Source organism: Sphingobium sp. B11D3D (assembly GCF_025961755.1).
GTDB lineage: Bacteria > Pseudomonadota > Alphaproteobacteria > Sphingomonadales > Sphingomonadaceae > Sphingobium.
This window is the reverse complement of record NZ_JAOQOG010000001.1, coordinates 2,587,647-2,614,389: the sequence shown is the minus strand read 5'-3', so window position 1 is coordinate 2,614,389 and position 26,743 is coordinate 2,587,647. Positions and strand designations below refer to the sequence as shown.

The following is a 26,743-nucleotide window of genomic DNA, read 5'->3' as shown; positions in this document are numbered from 1 at the left end:
TGGGAAGCTTTTCTCGCAAGTGTGCTGCCAGCTCCAGCGGGCGGGAACCCTCACGGATTGGCGGCGTTGGTTCAATTGGTCTGGCATGTGGCGGCGGGGATGCTGCTCAACTCCTCCTGGGACCTTTTCGGGGAAGTATAATCGTCACGAATATCCCTTATTGTGGCGCACCACCGGACCCGAGCCTGCTGCTCCTTAGCTGGAACTTCGATCCCTGGTTGTTGGCCGCCATGCTGGGCGGGACGATCCTGCTGCTCGCGACCGTCGGGCGACAGCGGCCCGGACTGGTCGCCGCCGGTTGCGGCATCATGCTGGTCGCCTTCGTGTCGCCGCTCTGTGCGCTCGCAAGCGCATTGTTCTCCGCGAGAACCGTGCACCACATTCTGCTGGTCGCCTGCGCGGCGCCGGTCTTTGCGCTTCTTCTGCCGCGCGGGCGCTCCGGCAGCGCGGCGCTGCCCTTCGCCGTATCCACGGGCACGCTCTGGCTTTGGCACATCCCCGCTTTCTACACGGCGGCGCTCAATCATCATGGTCTGTACTGGCTGATGCAGATTTCCCTGCTCGGCACCGCCATCTGGTTCTGGCGCGCGATATTCTCGGCGCGCGCGGCGTGGCCTGCCGCGATGGTCACGCTTGCCGCCGGGGTCGGGCAGATGGGCCTGCTGGGCGCGCTGATCACCTTCGCACCGCGCGTGCTCTATCCCCATCACCGCATCGCGCCCCTGGCCTATGGGATCGATCCCTTGCACGATCAGCAGCTTGCCGGTCTGATCATGTGGGTTCCGGCGATGCTGCCTTATGCCGTGATCGCCGGATTGATCGCGCGGCGCGCTTGGAGCGACGGCTGGCGGTGGACGCCCGCGTGACAGCGTGGATTCCGCTCATCAAGGGATTGCACATCGCCGCGATCCTGTTGTGGGCTGCCGGCCTGATCGCCTTGCCGCTGCTGTTGGCGCAGCATGAGCGCGGGCAGGGTCAGCAGGCGTATCAGCGCATCCGCCGCTTCACCCATTATGGCTATACTCATTTGCTGACCCCCGCTGCGGTGATCGCGGTTGCGGCCGGCACCGCGCTGTTGTTTCTGCGCGAAGTGTTCGTGCCCTGGATGTTCGGCAAGCTGCTGTTCGTGGGGCTGCTGGTCGGGCTGCACGCTTGGATCGGCAATCTCGTCGTGCGGATGGGCGAGCATGGCAATCAGCGTCAGCCCTCGCCGATCCTGCCGCTCGTGCTGCTCGCCCTCCTTCTGTGCGCGGCGATCTTTGCGATCGTACTAAGCAAGCCCTCCATCGACTTGACCATGCCGGACTGGCTGACGACGCCGCGCGGCCGTCAATTGCCGGTCGACGAGGTGCCGATTTGATAGTCAAACACCAGCTTGCCGCCATGCCATCCGGCAAAGGCCACGAAAATGGCCGACAGCACGGAGAGCAGCAGGCCGTAAGGGAGCACGGCGGATTCATAGCCGGACAGCCGATAGCCCCAATTGGCGCCGAGGACGGACAGCAGGGTGATCGCGACGATGAAGTGCGTCCAGCTTGCCGCACGAGCGCGAATACCCGGCACGCTAAGCAGCTCGACGGTTCCGGAAAGGCCGGCGAGCAGGCCCATCAGAAAGGCCATGCCGGTGCTCCACAGCGCCGCGCGCGCCCAGAAGCCGTCTCCGGTCCACCAATAGAAGAGATCGGCGCCCAGCGCGCAGGCCGCGAGGCCGATCGGGAACGAGACGAGCATGGCGTGAACGGGGTGCCCAGAGACCGCGATTTTCGATTCGGCGTCATCGAAGGAGGGGTTCGCGCTGATTGGGTCGGTCAGCGCATCTTCGCGCTGTTCGGTGCTGGGCATGGCCGTCCTTTACGCTGTCTGCGCTCTCGGGTCATAATGCCCGGCGCGGCGTTTTTCTCCAGCGGCTGTGCCGGCCGCTACTCGACGCTAGAGCCCGCAGGGCCGGCGGCGGATGCTATCGCATCCTTGTGGTGGGTCATGCTGGCCGGGGCGGTGGCGATCCTTGTGCTGGTCTGCGCGCTGCTCGCGCTCGCCTTTCGACGCGGCTCACTGGAGCGCCCGACCTCGGCCAAGCGGTGGATCATCGGCGGCGGGCTCATCTTCCCGTCCGTCGTTCTCGTCGCGCTGCTGGCTTATGGTCTGGTCATTGGCGAGCGGCTGCTGCCGCGCAACGATGCGCAGACCCTGCGCGTCATCGCCGAAGCGAGCCGGTGGCAGTGGACCTTCACGCAGCCCGGCCGCACCGGCGATGTCGTCACGCAGGATGTGCTCAACATTCCCGCCGGCCAGCCGGTTGATGTCGAACTGCGGACGCTCGACGTCATTCACGCTTTCTGGGTGCCGCGCCTCGCGGGCAAGATGGACGCCATTCCCGGCCATCGCAATGTCCTGCGCATCGAGGCCAACGTGCCGGGCGTTTATCATGGCCTGTGCGCCGAGTTTTGCGGCCCGGGGCACACGGGTCACGCCTTCCGCGTCGTCGCGCATGACCCAGCGGGTTGGGCGCGCTTTGTGGCGGGGGAGGGGCAGTGAAGGCGCTCCAGCTTCATCGTGCCCTAGAGCGCATCTGGGGAACGCCGCGCGGCTGGCGTGGCACCATCTCGACGGTCAATCACAGCGTGATCGGCGTGCGGTTGATGGTAACCGCCTTCATCTTCTTCCTGATCGGCGGCCTGCTGGCGATGCTGATCCGCGCCCAGCTGGCGACGCCGGGCAGCGCCTTTGTCGGGCCAGATATCTACAACCAACTGTTCACGATGCATGGCAGCATCATGATGTTCCTGTTCGCGATCCCGATGTTCGAAGGGTTCGCGATGTACATGCTCCCCAAGATGCTGGGCGCGCGCGATCTCGCCTTCCCGCGCATCACCGCCTATGGCTGGTGGTGCTATCTGTTCGGCGGCACGATGCTGATCGTGGCCATGCTGCTGGGCATCGCGCCCGATGCGGGCTGGTTCATGTACACGCCGCTGTCGTCCAAACCCTATTCGCCGGGGATCAATTCCGATTTCTGGCTGCTCGGCATCACCTTTGTGGAGATTTCCGCGATGGTGACGGCGGTCGACATCGTCGTCTCGATCCTCAAATTGCGGGCGCCGGGCATGTCGTTGGATCGGATGCCGCTGTTCGCCTGGTACATGCTGGTGACAGCGCTGATGATGCTGATCGGCTTCCCGCCGCTCATCCTCGGCTCCATCCTGCTCGAACTGGAACGTGCGTTCGGCTGGCCGTTCTTCGACGCGGCGCGGGGCGGGGACTCCCTGCTGTGGCAGCACCTCTTCTGGCTGTTCGGCCACCCGGAGGTCTACATCATCTTCCTGCCGGCCGCCGGCGCGATCTCGACCATCCTGCCGGTCATGGCGCGGACCCGCATCCTTGGATATGGCTGGATCGTGGCGGCGATCCTCGCGCTCGGCTTCCTGAGTTTCGGGCTGTGGGTCCACCACATGTTCACCGTCGGCATCCCGCATATGGCGCTGGCTTTCTTCTCCGCCGCCTCGACGCTGGTGGCGGTGCCGACCGGGGTGCAGATCTTTGCCTGGCTGGGCACGCTATGGGCCGGCCGGCCGCAAATGAAGCTACCGATGCTGTACCTGATCGGCTTCTTTGTCACCTTCGTGATGGGCGGGTTGACCGGCGTGATGGTCGCCATGGTCCCGTTCAACTGGCAGGCGCATGACAGCGCCTTCGTCACCGCGCATCTCCATTATGTGCTGTTCGGCGGTTTCGTCTTCCCGATGCTGGCGGCGGCCTATTACTGGCTCGGGCATTTTACGGGGCGGCAGTATAGCTACACGCTCGGCAAGGCGGCCTTCTGGCTGATCTTCACTGGCTTTCACCTGACCTTTTTCCTGATGCATCTGGTCGGCCTGCTCGGCCAGCCCCGCCGCATCGACAGCTATCCCGAGGGGCTCGGCTGGACGGGCTATAATCTGCTCTCGTCGGTCGGCGGCTTTGTGATGGCGACCGGCGTGGCCCTGTTCGTCATCGACATTGCGCTGCAGATTTTCCACGCGCCGCGCACCCGCCGCAACCCGTGGAATGCGGGCACGCTGGAATGGGCGATGATGCTGCCGCCGCCATCCTACAACATCGCGAGCCTGCCCCATGTCGATGACCGCGAGCCGCTCGAAAAGGCGCCCGACCTTGCGCTTTCGCTGGCGCGCGGGGAGGGCTATCTCGCCGAGCCGCGCCATGGCTGGCGCGAGACGCTGGCCGTCGACACGGCAAGCGGGCGGGTGGAGCACATCGTCGTCCTGCCGGGCAACACGACGCTGCCTTTGTGGACGGCGATGGTCACCGGCAGCTTCTTCCTGCTGATGCTGTTCAAGCTCTACATCTTGGCGCCGGTGCCGCTCATCCTGCTGGCGGCGCTTGGCTGGCGCTGGGCGTGGCTCCTTGGCGACAAGCAGGTTCGCGGCACGCTGCCCATCGGACATGGGGTCGAGGCGCCGCCCCATGCCGAGATAGGCGGATCGCCCGGCTGGTGGGGCAGCGTGTTCCTGCTGTTCGCCAACGGCACCTTCTTCGGCGCGCTTCTGTTCGGCCATGCCTTTCTCTGGATCATCGCCCCGAACTGGCCCCCGCCGGCGCTCGTCCTGCCTTCCCTCCCGATTTTGCTGGCGGGGATCGTGGGGGCGGGGGTGGCCGCGCTGTTCGGCCGCCGCCTGCGCCATGTTGCCATTGCCGGGGGTGGGCTGGCGACGTTGCTGGCTGCGTTGATCGTGACCGCCTGGCTGCTGTCTCCCGCACCCACGCTGCATGCTTATGGGGCGGTGGTGGCCGTGCTGCTCGGCTATGCCATACTCCACGCGGCACTCGCTCTGCTGATCGGCCTGTTCGTCTGGCAACGGCGTCGGGGAGGATATGTGGCCGCCACCCATGGCGCCGAGCCCAGGATCGCGCGGCTCTGGGCGGATTATGCCATTGCCGTCTGCGCCATCACGCTCATGTGCACCCATCTTTCCGGACTGCTGGCATGACCGCGTTGTTCCGAGCGATGGCAGGGTTGATCGCCTGGGCGATGGCCTTCGCGCTGTTATATGCCGTGCAGGGCCTCTCCTGCGCCTGGGGCTGGGACGATGCCGGCCTCGCCAGCGTGAGCGCCGCGCGGGTGGTGCTGGTCGTCATCTACCTGGTTTCGGTCGGCGCGGCGGCATGGCTATGCTGGGTCTTTCGGCCCCGCTCCAGTCGTATGGACCTGCTGGCCTGGCTCGCCTTTGCCAGCGCCGTCACCGGTCTGGTCAGCATCTTGTATACCGGCATACCGGTCCTCACCGCAACCATCTGCACCTGAGGGCTCGCCCTCACGGGAGAAGGCGGCCGCCGGACGCGCTCTCGACGCTGGCCCCTCAGAGCGACCTTGATCGAGCCGGACATTCGCCGGGCTGATCTGGAAATCCGCGGCTTTTCCAACCTTCGGCGCGTGACAAGCGCGCGAAACGCCCCTTATGGTGGCCCCGCTCCGTAACAAGCGATCAGTGCAGGCATCGCTGGGCGGAAGGCGACAGGAGGGGAAATTTGTGAGCAACAGGGTTCACCGCTGGCACACGCGGCTGATGGTCGCGGCAGGCGCCGCGCTTCTGGCAACGACGGCGACACCAGCCATGGCGCAGGCCTTTGGCGAGCGGAGCGCCGTCAATATTCCGACCTGCAATCGCGACTGTCTGATCGGCTATGCGCGCGACTACATGGCGGCGCTGGCGAAGAAGGACCCCTCGTCCCTCAAGCTCGCGGCAGACGTGCAGTTTACCGAGAACAATGTCGTCATCCCGATCGGCAAGGGTCTGTGGCGCTCGATCAGCAAGGTCGCGCCGACGGGCCTCGAAGCCGCCGATCCGCTCACTGGGCAGGTCGCCTGGTTCGGCGTCGTATGGGAGCATGGCGAGCCGGCATATTATGCGATGCGGATGCGCGTGCAGAATGACAAGATCGACCAGATCGAGACGGTCGTACATCGCCGCACGGGTCTGCCGGCGCCCTTTGGCGATCCGGACAAGGTCGCGCATCACCCTGCCTTCAACGAAGTTCTGCCGCCCGATCAGCGCGTCTCGCGGGCGCGGCTGATTGCGGTGGCGCAGAGCTACTTCAACACGGTCGAGCGTAATGACGGCACGGTGTTCGCGCCGTTCACGGCGGATTGCGGGCGGCTGGAGAACGGCATCAGCACGACCGCACCGGGAAAGGGCGTTTCCGCCGAGCCCGGCGCGAACGGCAATGCGGCCTCGCTGGCCTCGGGCTGCCTCGAACAGTTCAAGCTCGGCATTTACTACATCAACAAGCGCATCCGCGAGCGGCGCTTCCCTCTCGTCGACGAGGAGCGCGGCGTCGTCATTGCCTCCGGCTTCTTCGATCATGACAATGAGGTGGACCGCTACAAGCTGACCGACGGGCGCGAGATGAAGACCGCGCTCAAATGGCCGAACTCGATCACGCTCTTGGAAGCCTTCCGCGTGAGAGACGGCGCGATTCAGGAGATCGAGGCCGTGTTCACCTATGTGCCCTATTTCATGCACAATCCCTGGGCGACCGGCCGCGAGCATGGGGAGCAGGGCGAATGAGGCGCGCGTTTCTCACCGCAGCCGCGCTCTGCGCGCTCGTCACCGCGCCGGCCATGGCCCAGACCACGGCACAATCTTCTGCGCCTTGCGACTCCGCCTGCCTCAGCCAGCTCGCGGGCAGCTTTATGAGCGCGATGGCCAAGGCCGATCCGGTCGGCGTGGCATGGGCCGATCCGGTGCTCTACGCCGAGAACAGCGTGCCGGTCCGCATCGGCGAAAGCTCCTGGGTCACGATCAAGGCGGTCGGTGATGCGCCGCTGGTGGTGACGGACAGCCAGACGGGCCGCGTGGTCTGGTTCGGCTCTGTCGAGGATCATGGCCAGCCCGGCTTCTACGCCATGGACATGGCGACGGAGGGCGGCAGGATTGCCGCCGTGCAATCCGTCATCCGGCGCAAGCAGGGGCGCCAGCCCTTCGGTGATCCGGTTACCTACGCGCCGGCCAAGAGCCTGGCCGCCAGCCTCAGCCCGAAGGCACGCCTGCCGCGCGGTCAGATGACGGCGCTGGTCGATGCCTATTTCGCCGCTGCTGCCGCCAATGGCGAAGGCGCGGCGGTCAGCTTCGACAAGGGCTGCACGACCATCGAGAATGGCGTGCCGGTGACGGGGCTGCTGGTCGCTAAAAGTGCGAAGGATGCCGGCTGTGCGGCGCCTTTGACGCGCGGCCTGTTCGGCGAGGTCGAGGCGCTGCGCCATGAAGTCGTGGCCATCGATGAGGCACGCGGGCTGGTCGCTGCGATCGGCTATCGCGACCTCTCCGGGGCGCAGATGCAGTTCACCGGGCGGGACGGCCAGAGCTACCCGGCCGAGGCGCATTATGCGCGCACCGTGGGTTTCGTAAGCATCTTCAAGATCGCCAATGGCCGCATCGCGCGGATCGAGACGATCTCCAACGAAGTGCCCTATCTCATGCCCGCGCCGTTTGCGAGGCCGCTGCCGAAGGACATCATCGTCGCGGACAAGGGCGTGTTCCCCGAGAATGCCGACGTCGATTCCAAGGGCAATTTCTACATCAGCAGCTTCAAGGGCAATATCTACCGCGCTGTGCCGGGCAGCACGCAGGCCATCGCCTGGATCCGCCCGGACGAGAAGAACAAGCTGGCAGCGGTGCTGGGCGTGCTCGTCGACGAGCGGACCAACACGCTGTGGGCCTGCTCGGTGCCGATGGGGCAGGTGGGCGCGGTGTCCGCGCTCGTCGCCTTCGACCTCGCATCGGGCGATCTCAAGAAGCGCTACGAGATGCCTGCGCCGGCCAGCGCCTGCAACGACATCGCGCTCGCCAAGGATGGCACGGCCTATATCGCCGAGACCACCAATGGGCGCATCTTCACGCTTGCACCGGGTGCAGAGGCGGTGTCGCTGCTGGTCGAGGATAAGGCCCTGCTCGGCGGTGTCGATGGCATCGCCTTCAGCGAGGATGGCACGCTCTACGTCAACAATGTCCGGCAGAACATAATGCTGCGGGTCAATCTGCGAGCGGATGGCAGCTTTGCCGGCCTGACGAAGCTCAATGTCTCGCAGCCGCTCAACGGCCCGGATGGCCTGCGGCCCGTCGGGGGCAACCGCTTCCTGCAGGCCGAAGGGCCGGCAGGGCGGATCAGCCTGCTCACCATCGAAGGAGATGATGTGACCGTGAAACTGCTCAAGGATGGCATGGACGGCGTGCCCGGCGTCACCCACTTCGGTGGCTTTGCCTATGCGGTGGAGAGCAAGGGCCGCTTCCTCTTCGATCCCGCTCTCAAGGGGCAGGACCCAGGCGCCTTCGCTTTGCGGGCCGTGCCGATGGGAGAGCTGCGATGAGGCGTGCGGCATCGCTGAGACTGGGGCTGGCACTGGGGGCGCTGCTCATCGCGGCCGGGCCGGTGCAGGCGCAGATGCAGACGGGCATCGACCGGGAGATCGACACGCTCACCACGCGCGTCGAGAAACTGGAGGGCGCCCGCGCGGTGATGAAGCTGCAGCGCGCCTTCGGTTATTATCTCGACCGGGGCTTGTGGCAGGACGCCGCCGACCTGTTTGCGGACAAGGGCAGCATCGAGATCGGCGCCGATGGCGTCTACATCGGCAAGGACCGCATCCGCGATTATCTGAAGGCCCTGCATGGCGGGCAAGACGGGCTGATCTACGGCCAGCTCAATGAGTGGGTGACGCTCCAGCCGGTCGTGGATGTCGCGCCCGATGGCCGCAGCGCCAAGGCGCGCTGGCGGGACCTCGGAATGCTCGGCCAGCACAAGCAGCACGCCGAGTGGCGCGACGGCATTTACGAGAATGATTATGTGAAGGAAGGCGGCGTGTGGAAGATCGCGCGGCTGCACCTCTACATCAACTTCGTGGCGCCTTATGAAAAGGGCTGGGCGCGGCTCAAGCCCGGTGAGGGGCTGGTGCGCAGCGCGGCCAGCAAGGCCATGCCGCCGGATCGCCCGTCGACCAGCCCGCGGGCCTTCCCGGATCGCACGCTTCCGCCGTTCCACGCGCCCAATCCCGTAACTGGCCAGCCCGTGTCGGAGACCGTGCAATGAGCGCCCGCAACAGCATCATGGCCGCGCTGATTGCTGGCCTTGTCATCACGGCACCTGCGCCCGCCGCCGCCCAGAGCGACGCGGCGCTGCGGGGCAAGGTCGCCGCCTATCAGAAGCGGGTGCAAGCGCTGGAGGACCAGCTCGCCGTCGAGAACCTCACCGCGACCTTCGGCTATTATTTCGACAAGGGCCTGTGGAACCAGGCGGCGGACCTGTTCACCGCGCGCGGGCAGTTCGAATATGGGCAGCGCGGGGTCTATATTGGCCCGGCGCGCATCCGGCAGGCGATGCTGCTCTTTGGGCCGCAGGGCCTGAGCGCAGGCAGCCTCAACAATCACATGATGCTGCAGCCCATTGTGGTGGTGGCGCCGGATGGCCGCACAGCGACTGGGCGCTGGCAGGGCATGGTGATGCTCGCCCGGCCCGGTGAGAACGGCCGTTGGGGCGTTGGCATCTACGAGAATAAATATGTGAAGGAAGGCGGGGTGTGGAAGTTCGACACGCTGCACTTCTACGTCACTGCCATGACCGATTATGATCTCGGCTTCGCCAAATATGCGATCCAGATGGACGGGCCGAGCGCCTTGTTCCCACCGGACAAGCCGCCGACGGAGGTCTACCGCTCCTTCCCGAACGCTTATCTCCCGGCGTTCAGCTACGATCATCCCGTCACCGGCCAGTCGCTCAAGGCGCTGCCGATGGAGGGCGATGACATCGTAGGCCGCCCGGATCGCGGCATGGAGAGCGGCAAGCGCGAAGAGAGCAGCGCAGCAAAGGGAATGAGGCAACCATGATGAACCGGACCCGCATCGTCGCGGCCCTGATCGCCGCGTCCGCCCTGCTTCCTGTGGCGCAGGCCTCGGCGCAAACCGCCCCCAAGACGACCGCCGAACGCCTCGCCGCGCTGGATGAGCGCATCACCCGACTGGAAGACCTCAACGCCATCGAGAAGCTGCAGCGCAGCTACGGCTATTTCGTGGACAAGAGCCAGTGGCATCCGCTGTCCGAGCTGTTCACAGAGGATGCCACGCTGGAGATTGGCGGCAAGGGCATCTTCCTCGGCAAGGCGCGGGTACTCGAATATATGCAGAAGGCCTTCGGGCCGGACGGCACCAAGAAGGGTGCGCTCGCCAACCACATGCAGTTCCAGCCGATCCCGGACATCTCCGCCGACGGCAAGACCGGCTGGGTGCGGGCGCGCGCCTTCGTGATGAGCAACGGCGGCTGGGGCCTGCCGCTCTACGAGAATGAGTATCGCAAGGAGAATGGCGTCTGGAAGATCAGCCGCCTGACCGGGCCCTTCACCATGTACACCAGCTGGGAAGGCTGGGGCAAATGGGCGATGAACAATACCTGGCCGGACAAGTTCGATCCGCCGCCAGATCTGCCGCCCTCGGTCGTCTACCTGACCTATCCTGCTTATTACATCGTGCCGTTCCATTATCCCAATCCGGTCTCCGGCAAGGTGTTCACACCGGATCGGGATGAAGTCGGCGCCTATCACCGCCCGCCGGGCACGAAGGCGCAGATGGATTCGCTCAAGGTCGGTCGCTGGGTCGATGGATCGCAGCCCATTGGCCAGCCGCCGAAGGACTGAACGCGATGATGGCGATGTGGAGACGGCCCGCCGGTGCGGTGGGCATAGCCCTGCTGGTTCTGGGCGCGCTGATGATCGCGTTCATGGCGCAGTTGCAGGCCAGCGGCCGGGCCGAGGTCGATAGTGCGCGGATGGCGGCGCAGGCGACCGACGGCACGGACTGGCTGCATGACGGGCGCACTTACAGCGCCCAGCGCTACAGTCCGCTCGACCAGATCAATGCGCAGAATGTAAGCCAGCTCGGCATCGCCTGGTATGACGATCTCGATACCTTCCGGGGTGTCGAGGCGACGCCGCTTTATGCCGATGGCGTGCTCTACAACACGCTGCCCTGGAACATCACGATTGCTTATGATGCCCGCACCGGCAAGCGCCTGTGGACCTATGATCCGCAGGTGCAGCGCGAGTTCGGGCGCTATGCGTGCTGCGAGCCGGTAGCGCGGGGCCTGGCGCTGTGGAAGGGCAAGGTCATCATCGCGACGCTGGACGGGCGGGTGATTGCGCTCAATGCGGCGGACGGCAAGCCGGTCTGGTCGGTGCAGAGCACGCCGAAGGACATGCCCTATACCATCACCGGCGCACCGCGCGTGTTCGACGGCAAGGTGGTCGTCGGCAATAGCGGCGGCGACATGGGCATTCGCGGCTTCGTCGCGGCCTATGATGCCGATACCGGCAAGGAAGCCTGGAAATTCTACCTGACCCCGGGCGATCCGGCCAAGGGACCGGATGGCGCCGCGTCCGACAATGTCATGGAGATGATCCGCAAGACATGGTCCGGCGACTATTGGAAGCTCGGCGGCGGGGCAAATGCGTGGGACAGCATCGGCTATGATCCCGCGCTCAAGCTTGTCTATATCGGCACGGGCAACGGGTCGCCGCTCTCCTGGCATTATCGCAGCAATGGCAAAGGCGATAACCTCTTCATCTGCTCCATCGTCGCGGTGAATGTCGAGACCGGCAAATATGCCTGGCACTACCAGATGGTGCCCGAGGAGGACTGGGACTACACCTGCACGCAATCCATCGTCACGGCGGACCTGAAGATCGGCGGGCGTGACCGCAAGGTGCTGATGCAGGCGCCCAAGAACGGCTATTTCTACGTGCTGGACCGCGCGACGGGCGAGTTCATCTCGGCCGGCCAGATTGCGCCGGCGAACTGGACGCTCGGCATCGATCCCAAGACCGGCCGCCCGAAGATGAACCCGGATGCGCATTATGGCCAGGATCCGTTTCTGGTGAAGCCGGGGCCGGGCGGCGCGCATAACTGGTTCCCCATGGCCTATAGTCCGCGCACCAAGCTGGCTTATTTCCCGCTCTACGAATCCGGCATGGTGCTGGCGCTCGATCCCGATTTCCAGCCCAAGCCGTTCCGCTCCAATGCGGGCTGGGGTGGATATACCGGCGAGGCGGCGAAGAAGCGTGGCGAGCTGATGAAAGGGGCCGTGGCCATGGACAAGGCCTATCTCCTGGCCTGGGATCCGGTGAAGCAGAAGGCTGCCTGGAAGATTCCGTTGCCGCGCCACGGCAATGGCGGCGTGATGGTCACGGGCAGCGACCTCGTTTTCGAGGGCACGACGCGCCAGACCTTCGCGGCCTTCGATGCCCGCAACGGCAAGCTGCTCTGGGAAATGCCGGTGCAGAGCGCGCCGGTGGCCGGGCCGATCACCTACACGCTGGATGGCGTGCAATATGTCGCCGTCAACGCTGGTTGGGGCGGGGGCGCCGCCATGGTCGAGCGCGGGCAGGGCATCGAGATGCCACGTGCGCCGGCCCGGCTGATCGTGTTCAAGCTGGGCGGCACGGCGCAGTTGCCGGCGCTCCAGCCGGCCGCGAAAGCGCCGGAGCCGCCGCCGCTCCGCGCCAGCGAGGCGCAGGTCGCACGCGGGGCGCAGCTCTTCGCCGAGACCTGCGCGGTGTGCCACGGCCAGCAGGCCATCGGCGGCGTCAAGGATCTGCGGATGATGACGCGCGAGACGCACGCGAAGTTCAACGACATCGTTCTCAAGGGTCTTTATGCCGACAAGGGGATGGCGAGCTTTGCGGACCTCATCTCGGCCGAGGATGCCGAGGCGATCCATGGCTATCTGATCGCGCGGGCCAATGAGGATTGGGGCGGCGTGTCGGACGGGAAGGGGCCGCACTAAGCGCCCCGAACGCCCTCAGCCATAAACAGCAACGCCGGGGTTTTGCCCCGGCGTTTGCGTTTGTGCCGCTGTCGGAGAAGAGCTCAGCTCTCCTCTTGGGCCCCATCATCCTGCGAGCCGATGATGGTCGCGGCCACTAAAATGCCGGCGACGGTCAGCACCGGATTGCGGACCGCAAAGCGCAGACCGTAGTTGATGAGGCGCGGCGTCACCGCTGCGACCACCATCTTGGCGAGCGTGCGGTTATCCTCATGCTTGATCGATTTGACGATCGGTTGCGCCAGGCGCACGCTGGTCTTGCCAAGGGCGCGGCCGGTCTTGACCGCCTTGTCGGCAATGACCTGCGTCGTGCTTTTGTCATGCTCCACCACCACGGGCAACTGACGCGGGTTCACGGCCTTGGTCCTCGCGCGGCGCGGGGTTGCCGATTTCGGCTTATCGGTTTTCGCTTGTCTCGTCATGATCTCGTCCCACGCCTGTTGTCTCTCATTGGTCTAACGTCGGCGCGGGGTGCCCGTTCCCGTGCCCTTACCAGTCTTCCTGAGCACGGGTGATGAGATAGCCGTGGATGTCTTCGGTCTGCGCCTTGGTCAGCACCCCGCTGAAATTGGGCATGCCCTTGTGGAGCAGGGTTCCGTTCAGCACAATGTCGAGAAAGCCATCATGCGCATCTTTGCTCATCCGCCGCAGATCCTTGATGCCGCCGACGGCATTGTCGCCATGGCAGCGATTGCAGGTCTCGCCATAGAGAGCCGCGCCGCGCGCGGCGACCTCGGTAGGGATGCGCTGGCGGGGCAGATAGGCGGTCTCTTCCTGCGTCTTCATCGGCGGCAGCGTCACGCCCTTGGCGTCCAGCTTGAACACCAGCAGCTTCGCGGTGGCGAAGCGGAAGGGGCCATCCTTGGCAAGATTATAGACCGGCGAGCCGCCCCAGCCGACATTGAGCGCGATATATTGCTCGCCATCGATCATATAGGTCATCGCGCCCGCGACGCCGGCCTGATCGACGTTCATTTCCCAGAGCTTCCGGCCATTGTCCGCCCGGTAGATGGCGACGGTCTTGTTGATGGTCGGCTGCACGAGGATGTTACCAGCCGTGGTCAGCACGCCGCCTGAGCCCGGATGCGGATAGGGGACGCGCCAGGCCTCGGACTGGGTTGCCGGGTTCCAGGCAAGCAGATAGCCTTTCTCGCTCGCCATGATCTCGTTCATCAGCTGCTTGCGCAGCTCCGGCTGGTTGGCATGATCAAAGCCGGTGTTGTTGCGCCCGCGCACATATTGGTACGCGCCGTCCGGCTGGTTGGCGTAGATCGACCCCTGCTCCTGCGCCGAGAGATAGACCAGCCCGGTCTTGGGGCTGTAGCTCATCGGGTGCCAGGTGTGCGCGGCCATCCAGCTCGGGCTCATGATGTGCGGCGTGGTCGTGTTATGCGCGGTGGGCAGTACTACGGGGCGCCCCGTCTTCATGTCGACATGGCTGGCCCATGTGTTGACCGACACATAGCTCTTGGCCGAGATCAGTTTGCCGGTCGCGCGATCCAGCACGTAGAAGAAGCCGTTCTTCGGCGCCTGCATGGCGACCTTGCGCAGCTTGCCGTCGATCTTGAGGTCGGCGAGCACGATGGGCTGGGTGCAGGTGTAATCCCAATCCTCCTCGGGCACCATCTGGTAGTGCCATTTGTACGCGCCCGTGGTCGCATCCACCGCCACCATCGAGCAGAGGAACAGATTGTCGCCCTTGCTGTCGCTGCGATGATGCCAGCTTTGCGGGCTGCCATTGCCGGTGCCGATGTAGACGAGGTTCAGTTCGGGATCGTAGGCGAAGCTGTCCCACGCATTGCCGCCGCCGCCGGTCTCCCAGAATTTGCCGTGCCAGGTCGGCGCGGCGATCTTCATAGCGCTGTCGGAGGCTTCCCCGTCCGGGCCGCTGGCGGGGTTGCCGGGGACGATGTAGAATTTCCACAGCCGCTTGCCGGTCTCGGCATCATAGGCGACCACGAAGCCGCGCGAGCCATAGTCGGCGCCGCCATTGCCGATGATCACCTTGCCGTCATAGACGCGCGGCGCGCCGGTGATCGAATATTGCTCCTTGCGATCGAAGGTCTGCGCGGACCAGAGTTCGGCCCCGGTCTTGCGATCGATGGCAATCAGCCGCCCATCGAGCGCGCCGATGATGATCTTGTTGCCCCAGGCGGCAAGGCCGCGCGAGGAGGGGCCGCAGCAGGCGAGGCCGGCCCATTCCTTGCCGACCTTTGGGTCGTACACCCACAATTTCTCGCCGGTCTTGGCATTATAGGCCGTGACGACGTTGAAGATATTTTCGTTGTAGAGCACGCCCTCGATCACCAGCGGCGTGGCCTGCACGCCCCGATAGGTGTCGAGATCGTCGAACCAGGCGAGGCCGAGGCGATGGGCGTTGCTGTCATTGATCTGGTCGAGCGGGCTGTAGCGCTGTTCGTCCCAGGTGCGGCTGTAGGATGCCCATTGGCCGGGCTGATCGTCGGCCTTTACCATCTGCGCGTGGCCGATGCCGGCTTCCGGCGCTACCGAAGTGGTGGAGGTCGTCATCTGGCAAGCGCTGGCGCCCAGCAGCGCCGTTGCGGCCAGAATAGCAAGCCCGTGCGTCTTCATATCCTCTCCCGACGTTCGGCCGCCTGCGCGCGATGAGCAAGGCGGTACCACGCCTTCAGGCTATGCCGCACAAGGTGCGTGAATCCAACGCCGCTGGCTTGACCCGCGCGTCACACTTGTTGACCCATGTGGCTACCGGGTGCGGATGGAGATGGACGTGCTGATCAGGCGACGCGGCGGGTGATTGTCTCGACGGCCTCATATTGGGAAATTTCGCCGCCCTGTTTGCTGGTGTAGAGCGCCTTGTCGGCAAGGGCGAGCAGGTCTTCGAGCGCTTCGTCCCGGCCGCGCGACACCACGAAGCCGTGGCCGGTCGAAATCTTGAGGGTCAGCGCGCCGATGCTGAACGGCTGGGTGATCGCCTCCCGGATGCGGGCGGCGAGTTGGGCGGCGTCGTCGGCGTTCACGATGTCATATTGGATGACCGCAAATTCGTCTCCGCCGAGCCGCGCGACGATGTCGCTGTCCCTTATCGTCCGGGCGATGCGCTTGCCGGCAGCGGCGAGCAGGGCATCGCCCACCGGATGACCATGGCGATCGTTGACGGGCTTGAAGTCGTTGAGGTCGAGATAATGGACCGCGACCAGCTTGTTCTCCGCCCCGGAGGCGACCACCTGCTCCCACCACTCGCGCAGCGCGATGCGGTTGGGGAGGGCGGTCAGCGCATCCTTGCGGGCGAGGTGCGAGAAGGCGATGCGCAGAGCGATGTCGTCCGCCGAGCGGTTCTGCTTGCCACGCAGGCTCTGGATACCGCTGAGCAGGATCGCCGCCATCACGGCGCCGCTGAGCTTATAGAGAAAGTCGGGTTGCAGCAGCATCGCGGCGATCACCGGCCCGAGCGCCAGCATCATGCTCGGCACCGCGATCCACATCCGCGATCCCATACCGACAGCGACGCCGGCGCAATAGCTCAGAGACAGGGCCGCAGCCACCATATGGGTGTCCGCCGAGGGAAGCTGGAGCAGGCGAAAGCCGAACAGGCCAAGCACAAGGGAAAAGCAGAGATAGGGAATCGCGAAGAGCCGCTCGAGATATCTCGCCTGCTCGATCGTCACCCCTTCGGCATGGATGATCGGTGCGATCAGATGCGCCGACACGAGGCGGGCGACGGACGCAACCGCGCCCAGGATCAGCAGGACGAGCAGGATGCTGTCCCCGGTGCGGTTCAGGATCACCAGCCCCGCAGACAGAAAGCTGATCGTCATGACCAGCGCCGGCGCGAAGGCGTGAAAGAGACCGCGAATCAGATCGATTTCAACCGCTTCGGGGTGATGACGCAGGGGGCTGCCTCGGCCTTTGATGTTACCCACCGTCACATCTCACATCTTATTTCGGTCAACCACGGAGGGCTCGTCTCATCAAGCCGCGCCGCTCGCCGTGAGCGCTCCACCTAGAGGGTGAAACGTCTCCAAATCTTTAAAGTTGTTATTATTTCCGGCGACCCGTTGTGCCGTGCCTCATCGGCGCAGCGCTTTGCGGCGGCGCTTAACTCCCGGTCCATTCCGGCCGGCGTTTTTCCACAAAGGCTGCCATGCCCTCCGCCTTGTCTTCGGTGGATGCGAGGAGCTGGAAGATGCGCCGTTCGCTGACCAGCCCCTGGGTGAGCGTGGTTTCAAAGGCGAGGTTGACCAGCTCCTTGTTGGCCATGACGGCGAGCGGCGGCATGGCGGCGACGGCCTCCGCCGCCTTGAGCGCTTCGTCGAGCAGATCGTCGGCCGGCACGATGCGCGCGACAAGGCCAGCCCGCTCGGCTTCCTCGGCATCCATGCGGCGACCGGTGAGGCACAGGTCCATCGCCTTGGCCTTGCCGACCGCGCGGGTCAGGCGCTGGGACCCGCCCATGCCGGGCGCGACGCCCAAAGTGATTTCCGGCTGGCCGAACTTCGCCGTGTCCGCTGCTATGATGAAGTCCGCCATCATCGCCAGTTCGCACCCGCCGCCGAGCGCGAAGCCGGCGACCGCCGCGATCCACGGCTTGCGCGTCGCCGCGATGCGGCTGGTCCACTGTGCGAACATCTCGGCGCGGTACATGTCCGCTCCGGTCTTGTCGGCCATCTCCTTGATGTCCGCGCCGGCGGCGAAGGCTTTCTCGCTGCCGGTGAGGACGAGGCAGCGCTGCGCGTCGTCCGCATCGTAGCACTCGAACACCGCGATCAGATCGGCCAGCACCTGGCTGTTGAGGGCGTTGAGCGCCTGGGGGCGATTGAGCGTGACCAGCGTGACGGCACCGCGCTGCTCGACCAGCACTGTCTCATAGCTCATGCGCAATCGCTCCCTTAACGCCTCCGGTTCAGAGGATATATTTGCTCAGGTCCGTGTTCTTGGCGATACCCGAAAGCTGGCGCTCGACATAGCCGGCATCGATGGTGATCGTCTCGCCCGCGCGGGTGTCCGCCTCGAAGCTCACATCCTCCAGTAGCTTCTCCATCACGGTCTGCAACCGCCGCGCGCCGATATTCTCGACCTGCTCGTTCACGTCGGCGGCGATCTTCGCGATCGCGCGGATACCGTCCGGCGCGAGCTGGATGGTGACGCCTTCCGTCGCCAGAAGTGCGGCATATTGCTCGGGCAGCGAGGCCTTGGTGTCGGAGAGGATCGCGACGAAATCCTCCTCGGTCAGGCCCTTCAATTCCACGCGGATCGGCAGGCGGCCCTGCAGTTCCGGCAGCAAGTCGCTCGGCTTGGCGACATGGAAGGCGCCCGAGGCGATGAACAGAATATGGTCCGTCTTGAGCGGGCCGTATTTTGTGGCGACCGTCGTGCCCTCGATCAGCGGCAGCAGATCGCGCTGGACGCCCTCGCGGCTCACCGATCCGCCGCGCACGTCGCTCACCGCGATTTTGTCGATCTCGTCGAGGAACACGATGCCGTTCTGCTCGGCCGAGGCAATGGCGACGCGGGCGACATCGTCCTGATCGAGCCGCTTGTCCTGCTCTTCCTCGACCAGCTTGTCCCAGGCATCGGCAACCCGCATCTTGCGACGCTTCTTCTGCTGCTGGCCGAGCGCCTTGGACATCATGTCCGACAGGTTGATCATGCCGATATTGCCACCCATGCCGGGGATTTCCATCGGCGCGGCCGGGGCATCGGTCACCTCGACCTCCACCTCGACATCGTTCATCTGGTCGCTCTCGATCCGCTGGCGGAAGGAGAGGCGCGTGGCCTCGCTGGCTTCCTTGCCGGTGAGGGCATCGAGCAGTCGGCCCATGGCGGCCTCGCTGGCCGCGCCGCGCACGGCCTCGCGGCGGCGCTCGCGTTCGAGGCGCACCGCCTCCTCGACCAGATCGCGCACGATCTGCTCCACATCGCGGCCGACATAGCCGACCTCGGTGAACTTGGTGGCTTCCACCTTGATGAACGGCGCATCGGCGAGCTTGGCCAAACGGCGGCTGATCTCCGTCTTGCCGCAGCCCGTGGGGCCGATCATCAGGATGTTCTTGGGCGTCACCTCGTCGCGCAGCTCGGCCGGCAGCTTCTGCCGCCGCCAGCGGTTGCGCAGGGCAACGGCGACGGCGCGCTTGGCCTCGGCCTGGCCGATGATGTGCGCATCCAGCGCGGTGACGATGGCTTTGGGGGTGAGATTGTCGTTCATAAGGGTGCTTTGAAATCCGTTCGTGTCGAGCGAAGTCGAGACACGTTGAAGCCGGTCTGTCCGTCTCTCGACTTCGCTCGAGACGAACGGGGTGGGGCGGGATGATGTGTCAGGTGGCGCTGTCCAGCATCTCGATGGTCAGGCTGTCATTGGTGTAGACGCAGATTTCCGCCGCAATTTTCATGGCCTTGCGCGCCAGCGTCTCGGCGTCTTTCTCATAATCCTGCAGCGCCCGCGCGGCGGAGAGCGCGTAATTGCCGCCCGATCCAATCGCGGCAATGCCTTCCAGCGGCTCCAGCACATCGCCATTGCCGGTGAGGATCAGCGTCGTATCCTTGTCCGCCACGATCATCATGGCTTCGAGATTGCGCAGATATTTGTCCGTCCGCCAGTCCTTCGCCAGTTCCACGGCGGCGCGCATGAGCTGCCCGTTGTGGCGCTCCAGCTTGCTCTCCAACCGCTCGAAGAGCGTGAAGGCATCCGCCGTGGCGCCGGCAAATCCGCCGATCACGCTGCCATCATGCAGGCGGCGGACCTTGCGGGCATTGGGTTTCATGACTGTCTGCCCCATCGAGACCTGGCCATCGCCGATGACGACGACCTTTCCTGAAGCGCGGACGGAGAGGATGGTGGTGCCGTGCCAGACCGGCATGGCGCTGTGCTGGGTGTCTGCCATGCGCCGCGATATGGGTGAGGGGAACCGGCCATGCAAGCGGCAGCAGGTCGGTCGAGCGCGCGCAGCGTGCGATGATCACCGGGCGGCCACCAGAATCGGGGATGACAGGGCTTGGGCGGCCCATTATCTGGCGCCGCCATGACACCTGCCGATCCCAACGCTCCGCTCCGTCCGCTGCCGCTGCTGATCTTCGGGTCGCGCTGGCTTCAGCTCCCGCTATATCTGGGCCTCATCGTCGCGCAGTGCGTCTATGTGTTCCTGTTCATCAAGGAGCTGATCCACCTCGTCCTCCACGCCTACGAGTTCACCGAGCAGCAGATCATGCTGATGGTGCTCGGGCTGATCGACGTGGTGATGATCTCCAACCTGCTGATCATGGTCATCGTTGGCGGCTATGAGACCTTCGTGTCCCGGCTCGGCCTGCAGGGCCATCGCGATCAGCCGGAGTGGCTCAGCCATGTGAATGCCGGCGTGCTCAAGGTGAAGCTGGCGATGGCGATCATCGGCATTTCCTCCATCCACCTGCTGCGCACATTCATCGAGGCTGGCGCCATGGGCACGCCTGCGGCTCGCGTGACGAGCGAGGGGGTGATGTGGCAGTCGATCATCCACGGCCTGTTCATCACATCCGCCATCGGCATCGCCTATGTCGACCGGATGACGCAGACCAAGCACTGACGCGAAGCGCGGTGTCGCGCTGGTGCCCGAAGGAATCGCACGGAAGGCCGATACAGCGGCTTGACATGCCGTCCCTCAATCGCCAAAGCGCTCGCCTCCGCGATTGGATCGCCGGGCGCGTAGCTCAGTGGTAGAGCACACCCTTCACACGGGTGGGGTCGCAAGTTCAATCCTTGCCGCGCCCACCATTAAATGCCCTGATTTCAAGGGTTTTTAATGCACCATTCCCTCCGAATAGTATAGCCGCATTTGCGGAACATAGTAAAAACAAAGCCCGTTTTGAGCATGTCGCTCGTACAAATCCCGTACACGGATTTTTTCAGAAACAGCGACCCGCGCGCACGATGTTCGGAGCAGGGGCATGACCGCGCGCGCGATCGGTGGCGTCCTGGCGGGAAGGGTCAGCGGCGAGCGTGCCCGGACATTTCAGAAGGTCTGGCGCGATAGCCGTCACCCTGGCGACTATGAATCGCGGCGCTGGGCGCGAGAGAACACGTTTCCGAGTTCGGAAAACAATGCCCGCATGACGCAGCTCGAACATCTGATGCTCTCGACGAAGCTGCCAGGGCGCAGGCGGGGGATCGTTGGAGATGTCGAGCTGGCGGTCTACCGGTTCCTCCTGCGTCGGCGCTGCCGGAAAACCGGTCGGCTGGACTATGCGATCAATTATATTTCGCAGGCGGTGCGGCGTTCGCGATCTGCCGTGGTCACGGCATTGAAGAACTTGAAGGCCCACGGCTTCCTCGACTGGCAACGCCGTACCGAACCGGTCGATGATTATCAGCCAGGCGGGCAATATGTTCGCCAGATCAGCAACGCCTATTTCCTGACGCTGCCCGGCAAGGTCGCCAATATCATCCGTCGCATTCTCCGTCGCCCGCCGGCCGGCCAGGCTGAGGCGATCCAGACGCGCAAGATCCGCGAGGCGTGGGACGCATTGCCGCCCGAGGAGCAGCTTGCCCAGGTCACTGATCCATATCTCCGAAAAACGCTCGAACGCATGTCGCGCCTTTTTTCAGATAGGGCGAGTCCACCCGGCGGCATGATTGAGGCCGTTTCCGAATAAAGAGAGAAGGACTCGCTGCGCGAGGCGCAAATTATCGGAGCCACGACCCCAGATCAGCCCATGGAGGCACCCTCACTCTACGGACGCACCGTAGGGGGCGGACCGGCTTGGGCCGGTCCTGGGGTATCCAGGGGGATACCGCGCAAAGGCCGTGCCATAATCAGGCGTCCAAAACGGGGGCTGGGTGCGTCAAAACGCGTCGCCGCCGATGCGTCGCTCAGCGGTCTCAAAGCCCGGAGGACCGCCGATGCGGCGTATAATGCCTGTTGCGTCATTTCTGGCAGGGGAAGCGTGCAGGCGAGGGGGGGAGCTAAGCGCGGCGCGCGCGGGTCAGGTGGCAAGGATGTCAGGGGCCGGCCGCGCTCGGGCTGACGTGGCCGCCCAGCTGGCCGCCCAACGCGTCGAGGCGCCGCCGGCTTGGCCGGGGCGCCTCGGGCTTGTCGTGTCGCTGTGGGGGCGTCAGGCGGGCATTCAGCCCGTGATGATCAACTCGCGCACGGCCTTGGCTTTGGCCTGGCCGCCGACGCTGTAGCTTGTGGCCGCCTCGTCGATCGTGAAGCGGGCGAACAGCTCGCGGATCTCGGGATGATCGTTGATGCTCATGATGAAGCGGCCTTTGATGCCGCCCAGCACGTCCGCCATTTCAGCGAACTCAGCGCGGCCGAACATGCCGGCGCCATAGTCGCCCTCGTTGCCGTGATAGGGCGGGTCGAGGTAGAACAGCGTCGCCGGCCGATCCCAGCGCTCGATGAGCTGGCGCCAGGGCAGGCGCTCGATCGTCACGGCCGCCAGTCTTTCATGCACGGCCTCGATCATCGGCACGATCTTTGTCACGTCGAACCGCGCGCCGAGGCCGGGTGACGTGCCGAAGTTACGGCCATCGACCTTCCCGCCGAACGCCAGGCGCTGCAGGTAAAGGAACCGCGCCGACCGCTCCAGATCAGTCAGCGTGCGCGGATCCTGCGCCGCCAGCTTCTCAAAATTCGCGCGGGAGCTGATCTGAAAGCGGATCATGTCGACGAACGGCACGAAGTGCCGCTGCACCACGCGAAAGAAGGTCGACACATCCTCGCTCCAGTCATTGATGACCTCGCACGGCGGCCGCCGGTCACGGCGCAGAAACACGCCGCCCATGCCCACGAACGGCTCCACATAGCTGTCATGATCGACCTCGTTGATACGGGCGATCAGACGCTTGGCCAGCTTGCGCTTGCCCCCGATCCATGCCGCCAGCGGACGCGCGGGCTGCACAGGTTCCATTTTCATCGCACTCGACTCCTTAACCTTCATTCCACATACGGCCCGCCGCCGTGCATGGCAGGCGGGACGAGTCGGGGGCGCATGCACCCCCACGGCTTGAGGCAAGACTGATTGCCTGGACGGGGCGTTACCGCGCCCCGTTCCCCGCCGTTAAGCGGGAGAACTGGCGGGCACGGCGTTGCCCATGGGCCGGTAAGGCTCGAAGGTGATGGCCTCCTCGCCGACCCGGTCGTTGACTTCGAGGAAGCGCATCTGCAGCGGCTCGATCTCGTTGGCGAAGAAGATGTCGTTCGCCTTGCCGACATCACCGAAGCCGCCATTATTCTGCGGCACCACGCCGAGGATCTGCGGCGGGACGCGGTGCGCGGCGAGGATGTCATCGCGGGTGGTGCCCTTTATGCCCAGAAACTCATCCTTGGCCGCGACCTCGCTGATCGGGATGATCTGGACGCCGTCCTTCTTCCCGCCCGGCGCGTTGATGAACAGGTTCTTGAAGTTGCCGACGCCCTTGGCTTCGCGCAGGGCCTCGCGCACCATGTCGACATCCTTCTGATCCATGCTGGCCTCGCTCAGATAGAAGACGAAGCCGGCGTGGGCGCCGTTGATGTAATAGCGGCGGCGGAACAGTGTGGCGGCCTCATTGAGGAAGGCCGATTGCATGGCCGAGAGATATTCCGGCAGGCCGTAGACCTCCTGCGCAACATCCGGTTCGGCGAGATGGATCAGCCGGCCCGCCTCATATTCATGGGGCTGACCGAAGCCGCCCCAGGCATGATCTGGCAGGAAGAAGGCGCGGCCGGCCTTGCCGACCCGGGTGCGCACGGCAAGGCTGTGGTCGAGGCGCATCGTGCGGCCGGCGATGTTGGGCACCTCCTCGAGGAAGGCATTGCCCATCACCAGATAGTCGAGGGCGAACTTGCCGAAGGCGGTGCGGCTGAGCAGGCGGGAGGGCTTGAAGTGCTTCACCAGCAGGTTGCGCTTCACGCGGATGGCGCTCTCATGATGGGGCTGCACATGCAGGGCGCGGCCGAGCAGCTTGAACGGCACCGGCGGCTCGAACCATCGGCCCTCGAACCGGCATTCGACATTATTGAGCAGATCACGGCGATTGAGCACGCTCTCGGCATCGCCGAAGGAAAACATGCGCACGCCGGTGCTCGTTTCAACATCGATATCGGTGCCGCTCATCACATTATCTCCATGCTGGATTTTCCGCCGACACCGCCGTCCATCGGCTCGCAGTAGAGGACGTGCAGAAGTGCCCAGGCGAGATCGCCATGCCCGGTGGCCTCGCTGCGCCGCGCCACATAGGTCATTTGCTTGCCGCCAGCGGTGAGCTGGGGGTGGATCGACATCAGCGCGGCAGCGAGATCGCGCCAGCCAGCGTCAAACTCGATGCGCCGCTTGGTGAAGACGTTCTTCGCCTTGAGCACCATCATCGTCTTGGTCAGCGCCGAGTAATCGATACGCCTAGCCATCGGGAAGAACTTGACCACCTGCTGATGCACCGCCGCGCCCATGCCGGTCGTGTCGATGGCGATTTCGGTGACGCGATATTTCGAGCACAGCTTTTTGATCTCGCCGGCCTGCGCCTCGAAGTCCTTGCCGCGCCATTGCAGCTTTTCGAGCACGCGGAACTTGCCCTTGGGGCCGGTCGGTGGCGCCACCACGACGCACGCCGCGCTGTCGCCGTCCTCGCTCTCTTGTGGATCATAGCCGATCCACACTTCGCCCTGGCCGAACGGTTGCAGGGCATAGGGGTCGAAGTCCTTCCAGACATCCCAGCTATCGACCATGCACGGCCGCAGCATCGATAGCGGGAAGCTCGACTTACTGTCGTCGACAAAGTCGCACAGAAACAGGTTGGAGAATTCGTCGACCGAATATTCCAGCTCCAGCTCGGCGCGGTCGATGAGGTTGAAGCCGCCGGCAATGGCATCGTCCAGATTGACGATGTGGCGCCAGATCTGATCGGCGCCCGTCGCGCCATGCACGGCGAGCGCGCTGTGGCTGATGTCGATCTTGATCTGATCTTTGCGCTCGCGGCGGCGGTTGAACCGCTCGCCCGTCCACAACGGATAGGCCTCGTGCGCGATCGTGGACGGCGTCGAGAAATAGGTCTTGTGGTAGCGCTTTTGCGTCGCGATGGCCGACGCGACCTTGTTGATCTGCTCGAAGCCGAAGATCCAGAAGCATTCGTCGATGTAGACATCGCCGTGATAGCCCTGGGCCGTGCGGTAATTGGTGCCGAGGAAGTAGAGCGTGACGGGTTCGAGCTGCTTGCCGTCCTCATCCTCGCCGCGATCGATGACCAGCGGGTCGCCCTTGAGCATCTTGCCCGTCTGCGCGAACACGAATTCGACGATGTACTGCCGGAAGATGTTGGCCTGCGCGCGGCTCGCCGAAATGAATATCTGGTTGTTGCCGGTTTCCAGCGCGCGGATCAGCGCCTCGCGGGCGAAATAGAAGGTTGCGCCGATCTGGCGGCTCTTGAGCAGGAAGCGCGTGCGGCGGCTGATGTTCTGCCACCATGTTTCCTGATGGCCGAATAGCCCGTCGAGGAAGGCGGTCTTGAGCCGGTCGGCCTCGTCGCGAGTGATGAGGTTCTTCGGCGCCTTCTTCTTCGGCTTGGCGTTTCGTGCGGCAACCTTGGGATTGAGATCGCCCTCATGGCCGCCGGGTTCGCCATAGCGGCGGACGCGGGCCGTGCGCTCGATCACGCGGGCCAGCGCGTCGATTTCCTTATAGTCGTTGTTGTTCTTGTCTTCCTTGAAGATCAGGGCGTTGAGCCGCATTTCGCAGCTGTCTTCGAGGCGCCGGATGACCGGATCGTCCTCCCAGCGGTCGCGGTCCTTCCACGCCTGCACCGTTGTGCGCTTGAGGCCAAGGACGGCAGCGATCTCCGTCACGCCATAGGCGCGCCAGTACAGGCTGCGCGCGACGCGGCGCACGTCATAAGGGACGGCCTGCCCATCGCTGCCGGTCAACATGCTCATAGCGGCGCGAGAATGGAGCAGGCGCCAGCGCGGCGCCCGGTGCGCCACTTGTGAGAACGGTCCTCACAATTGGCACCGGTTGTCTCTCACCCCTCGGAAATGGCCAATGGCGGGACTGATTTTGAACCCGCAGTTCGAGCCGCAGGGAGCCGAGAATGGCCAAGACCAAGTTTTTCCGTGTCGCCGTCGAAGGGCAGACTGTCGATAACCGGGCGATCTCCCGCCAGATGATCCAGGAGATGGCCGACAGCTACAATCCGGCCACCTATGCCGCCCGCATCAACTGCGAGCACCTGCGCGGCTACTCGCCCGATGGCCCGTTCAATGCCTGGGGCACCGTCGACGGCGTCAAGGCCGAGCAGATCGACCTGCAGATCGGCGGCAAGACCGAAAAGCGCTTGGCACTCTTCGCCTCATTCGATGTCACGGACGAAGCGCAGCGTTACAATCAGGCGGGCCAGAAGCTCTTTTCGAGCGTGGAGATCCAGCCCGACTTCGCCGGCACCGGCAAAGCCTATCTGGTCGGCCTCGCATTCACCGATTCCCCGGCGTCGCTGGGCACCGAAGTGCTGAAATTCAGCACCCGCGATGACAAGCGGAAGGACAATCTGTGCCAGATCGAGGAATTCGAGATGGCCTATGCAGAGGAAGCCCCCGCTGCCGGCGGGCTGGCTGACTTGTTCAGCAGCGCCAAGGCGTTCTTCGAGAGCTTCAAGGCCGCGCCGGCGACGGCGGAAGTCGTCCCGCCCGTAGATCCTGCGCCTCCCGCTGCGGCCCCTACCGATCTGGACAAGTTCGCCGCATCCCTTGCCGGCATGTTCGAGAAGATGGGCGAGGGCGTCACTCAGGGCTTCACGGCGATCAACGCCCGCGTCGCCAAGCTGGCCGAGGATCAGGCCGCCCTGGCGAGCACCATCGAGAAGACCCCCAGCCAATCCTACCGCTCGCGCGAACCCGCCAGCGGCGGCACCGGCGAGCTGCTCGCCGACTTCTGACATCCACCCGATCCGCGCCTGAAAATC

Annotated in this window: 24 protein-coding genes and 1 tRNA gene; 15 read left to right on the top strand and 10 right to left on the bottom strand. The window is 64.7% G+C overall.

The genetic code is table 11. The features are described from left to right. Nucleotides 1-230 precede the first annotated feature (230 nt). Both M2334_RS12390 and M2334_RS12385 read left to right on the top strand, forming a co-directional pair. Complete coding sequence (locus M2334_RS12390; RefSeq protein WP_264606084.1) at nt 231-866, top strand: cytochrome c oxidase assembly protein; 636 nt, start codon at nt 231-233, stop codon at nt 864-866. Beyond that, complete coding sequence (locus M2334_RS12385) at nt 851-1,360, top strand: CopD family protein (RefSeq protein WP_264574732.1); 510 nt, start codon at nt 851-853, stop codon at nt 1,358-1,360. Before M2334_RS12390 ends, M2334_RS12385 begins: the two co-directional genes overlap by 16 nt. Here M2334_RS12385 and M2334_RS12380 read toward each other — a convergent pair. Further along, nucleotides 1,330-1,842: a DUF2231 domain-containing protein gene (locus tag M2334_RS12380; protein WP_220128507.1), complete on the bottom strand. Its 513-nt coding sequence runs from the start codon at nt 1,840-1,842 to the stop codon at nt 1,330-1,332. The genes M2334_RS12385 and M2334_RS12380 overlap by 31 nt on opposite strands. A 36-nt stretch (nt 1,843-1,878) precedes the next feature. Here M2334_RS12380 and coxB point away from each other — a divergent pair, with 36 nt between their 5' ends. From coxB to M2334_RS12335, 9 genes are all read left to right on the top strand, one after another. Further along, on the top strand, nt 1,879-2,535 hold the full coding sequence (gene coxB, locus M2334_RS12375) for a cytochrome c oxidase subunit II (protein ID WP_264594885.1): 657 nt from the start codon (nt 1,879-1,881) through the stop codon (nt 2,533-2,535). After that, the gene (ctaD, locus tag M2334_RS12370) at nt 2,532-4,985 is read left to right on the top strand and encodes a cytochrome c oxidase subunit I (protein WP_264594884.1); all 2,454 of its coding nucleotides are present in this window, start codon (nt 2,532-2,534) and stop codon (nt 4,983-4,985) included. The genes coxB and ctaD overlap by 4 nt, the downstream gene beginning before the upstream one ends. After that, a complete protein-coding gene (locus M2334_RS12365; RefSeq protein ID WP_264605584.1) occupies nt 4,982-5,299 on the top strand; it encodes a hypothetical protein in 318 nt (105 codons plus the stop codon). The genes ctaD and M2334_RS12365 overlap by 4 nt, the downstream gene beginning before the upstream one ends. A gap of 226 nt (nt 5,300-5,525) precedes the next feature. Continuing rightward, on the top strand, nt 5,526-6,563 hold the full coding sequence (locus tag M2334_RS12360; protein WP_264605583.1) for a hypothetical protein: 1,038 nt from the start codon (nt 5,526-5,528) through the stop codon (nt 6,561-6,563). Continuing rightward, a complete protein-coding gene (locus M2334_RS12355) occupies nt 6,560-8,362 on the top strand; it encodes an SMP-30/gluconolactonase/LRE family protein (protein ID WP_264605582.1) in 1,803 nt (600 codons plus the stop codon). The genes M2334_RS12360 and M2334_RS12355 overlap by 4 nt, the downstream gene beginning before the upstream one ends. Continuing rightward, nucleotides 8,359-9,081, top strand: coding sequence for a nuclear transport factor 2 family protein (locus M2334_RS12350; protein WP_264605581.1), 723 nt, complete (start codon nt 8,359-8,361; stop codon nt 9,079-9,081). Before M2334_RS12355 ends, M2334_RS12350 begins: the two co-directional genes overlap by 4 nt. Continuing rightward, nucleotides 9,078-9,875, top strand: coding sequence for a nuclear transport factor 2 family protein (locus M2334_RS12345; protein ID WP_264605580.1), 798 nt, complete (start codon nt 9,078-9,080; stop codon nt 9,873-9,875). Before M2334_RS12350 ends, M2334_RS12345 begins: the two co-directional genes overlap by 4 nt. Further along, the gene (locus tag M2334_RS12340) at nt 9,872-10,678 is read left to right on the top strand and encodes a nuclear transport factor 2 family protein (protein ID WP_264584588.1); all 807 of its coding nucleotides are present in this window, start codon (nt 9,872-9,874) and stop codon (nt 10,676-10,678) included. The genes M2334_RS12345 and M2334_RS12340 overlap by 4 nt, the downstream gene beginning before the upstream one ends. Before the next feature lie 5 nt (nt 10,679-10,683). Next, the gene (locus tag M2334_RS12335; RefSeq protein ID WP_264605579.1) at nt 10,684-12,822 is read left to right on the top strand and encodes a PQQ-dependent dehydrogenase, methanol/ethanol family; all 2,139 of its coding nucleotides are present in this window, start codon (nt 10,684-10,686) and stop codon (nt 12,820-12,822) included. An 83-nt stretch (nt 12,823-12,905) separates the two neighbouring features. Here M2334_RS12335 and M2334_RS12330 read toward each other — a convergent pair whose 3' ends face one another. The 6 genes from M2334_RS12330 to hslV form a co-directional block, all read right to left on the bottom strand. Next, nucleotides 12,906-13,217, bottom strand: a complete 312-nt coding sequence (locus tag M2334_RS12330) for a hypothetical protein (protein WP_264605578.1) — start codon at nt 13,215-13,217, stop codon at nt 12,906-12,908. A gap of 133 nt (nt 13,218-13,350) precedes the next feature. Continuing rightward, entirely contained in the window at nt 13,351-15,453 is a 2,103-nt protein-coding gene (locus M2334_RS12325; RefSeq protein WP_264605577.1) for a PQQ-dependent dehydrogenase, methanol/ethanol family, read from the bottom strand. 164 nt (nt 15,454-15,617) lie between these two features. After that, nucleotides 15,618-16,763 carry a GGDEF domain-containing protein gene (locus M2334_RS12320; protein ID WP_264576269.1) on the bottom strand — a complete coding sequence of 382 codons (1,146 nt, stop codon included), beginning with the start codon at nt 16,761-16,763 and terminating at the stop codon, nt 15,618-15,620. A 175-nt stretch (nt 16,764-16,938) separates the two neighbouring features. Next, nucleotides 16,939-17,715, bottom strand: a complete 777-nt coding sequence (locus M2334_RS12315; RefSeq protein WP_264605576.1) for an enoyl-CoA hydratase-related protein — start codon at nt 17,713-17,715, stop codon at nt 16,939-16,941. Between the two features lie 28 nt (nt 17,716-17,743). Continuing rightward, the gene (gene hslU, locus M2334_RS12310; RefSeq protein ID WP_264569771.1) at nt 17,744-19,045 is read right to left on the bottom strand and encodes an ATP-dependent protease ATPase subunit HslU; all 1,302 of its coding nucleotides are present in this window, start codon (nt 19,043-19,045) and stop codon (nt 17,744-17,746) included. A 109-nt stretch (nt 19,046-19,154) separates the two neighbouring features. Beyond that, the gene (hslV, locus tag M2334_RS12305; protein ID WP_264595414.1) at nt 19,155-19,697 is read right to left on the bottom strand and encodes an ATP-dependent protease subunit HslV; all 543 of its coding nucleotides are present in this window, start codon (nt 19,695-19,697) and stop codon (nt 19,155-19,157) included. A 162-nt stretch (nt 19,698-19,859) separates the two neighbouring features. Between hslV and M2334_RS12300 the strand changes: the two genes are divergently transcribed. The 3 genes from M2334_RS12300 (at nt 19,860) to M2334_RS12290 (ending at nt 21,465) form a co-directional block, all read left to right on the top strand. Continuing rightward, nucleotides 19,860-20,399, top strand: a complete 540-nt coding sequence (locus M2334_RS12300; protein WP_264594874.1) for a TIGR00645 family protein — start codon at nt 19,860-19,862, stop codon at nt 20,397-20,399. A gap of 113 nt (nt 20,400-20,512) precedes the next feature. Then, a tRNA-Val gene (locus M2334_RS12295) sits at nt 20,513-20,587 on the top strand. Between the two features lie 173 nt (nt 20,588-20,760). Continuing rightward, nucleotides 20,761-21,465: a hypothetical protein gene (locus M2334_RS12290; protein ID WP_264605575.1), complete on the top strand. Its 705-nt coding sequence runs from the start codon at nt 20,761-20,763 to the stop codon at nt 21,463-21,465. 471 nt (nt 21,466-21,936) lie between these two features. Here the strand turns inward: M2334_RS12290 and M2334_RS12285 are convergent, their stop codons facing one another. The 3 genes from M2334_RS12285 to M2334_RS12275 all read right to left on the bottom strand — a co-directional run bounded on the left by M2334_RS12285 (nt 21,937) and on the right by M2334_RS12275 (nt 25,721). Further along, nucleotides 21,937-22,731 (bottom strand): DNA adenine methylase, encoded by a 795-nt coding sequence (locus M2334_RS12285; protein WP_264605574.1) that lies wholly within the window; start codon nt 22,729-22,731, stop codon nt 21,937-21,939. A gap of 144 nt (nt 22,732-22,875) precedes the next feature. Then, entirely contained in the window at nt 22,876-23,913 is a 1,038-nt protein-coding gene (locus M2334_RS12280; RefSeq protein WP_264605573.1) for a phage portal protein, read from the bottom strand. After that, nucleotides 23,913-25,721 carry a terminase large subunit domain-containing protein gene (locus M2334_RS12275; protein ID WP_264605572.1) on the bottom strand — a complete coding sequence of 603 codons (1,809 nt, stop codon included), beginning with the start codon at nt 25,719-25,721 and terminating at the stop codon, nt 23,913-23,915. The genes M2334_RS12280 and M2334_RS12275 overlap by 1 nt, the downstream gene beginning before the upstream one ends. A 155-nt stretch (nt 25,722-25,876) precedes the next feature. Here M2334_RS12275 and M2334_RS12270 point away from each other — a divergent pair, with 155 nt between their 5' ends. Beyond that, complete coding sequence (locus M2334_RS12270; protein WP_264605571.1) at nt 25,877-26,716, top strand: GPO family capsid scaffolding protein; 840 nt, start codon at nt 25,877-25,879, stop codon at nt 26,714-26,716. Nucleotides 26,717-26,743 lie beyond the last annotated feature (27 nt).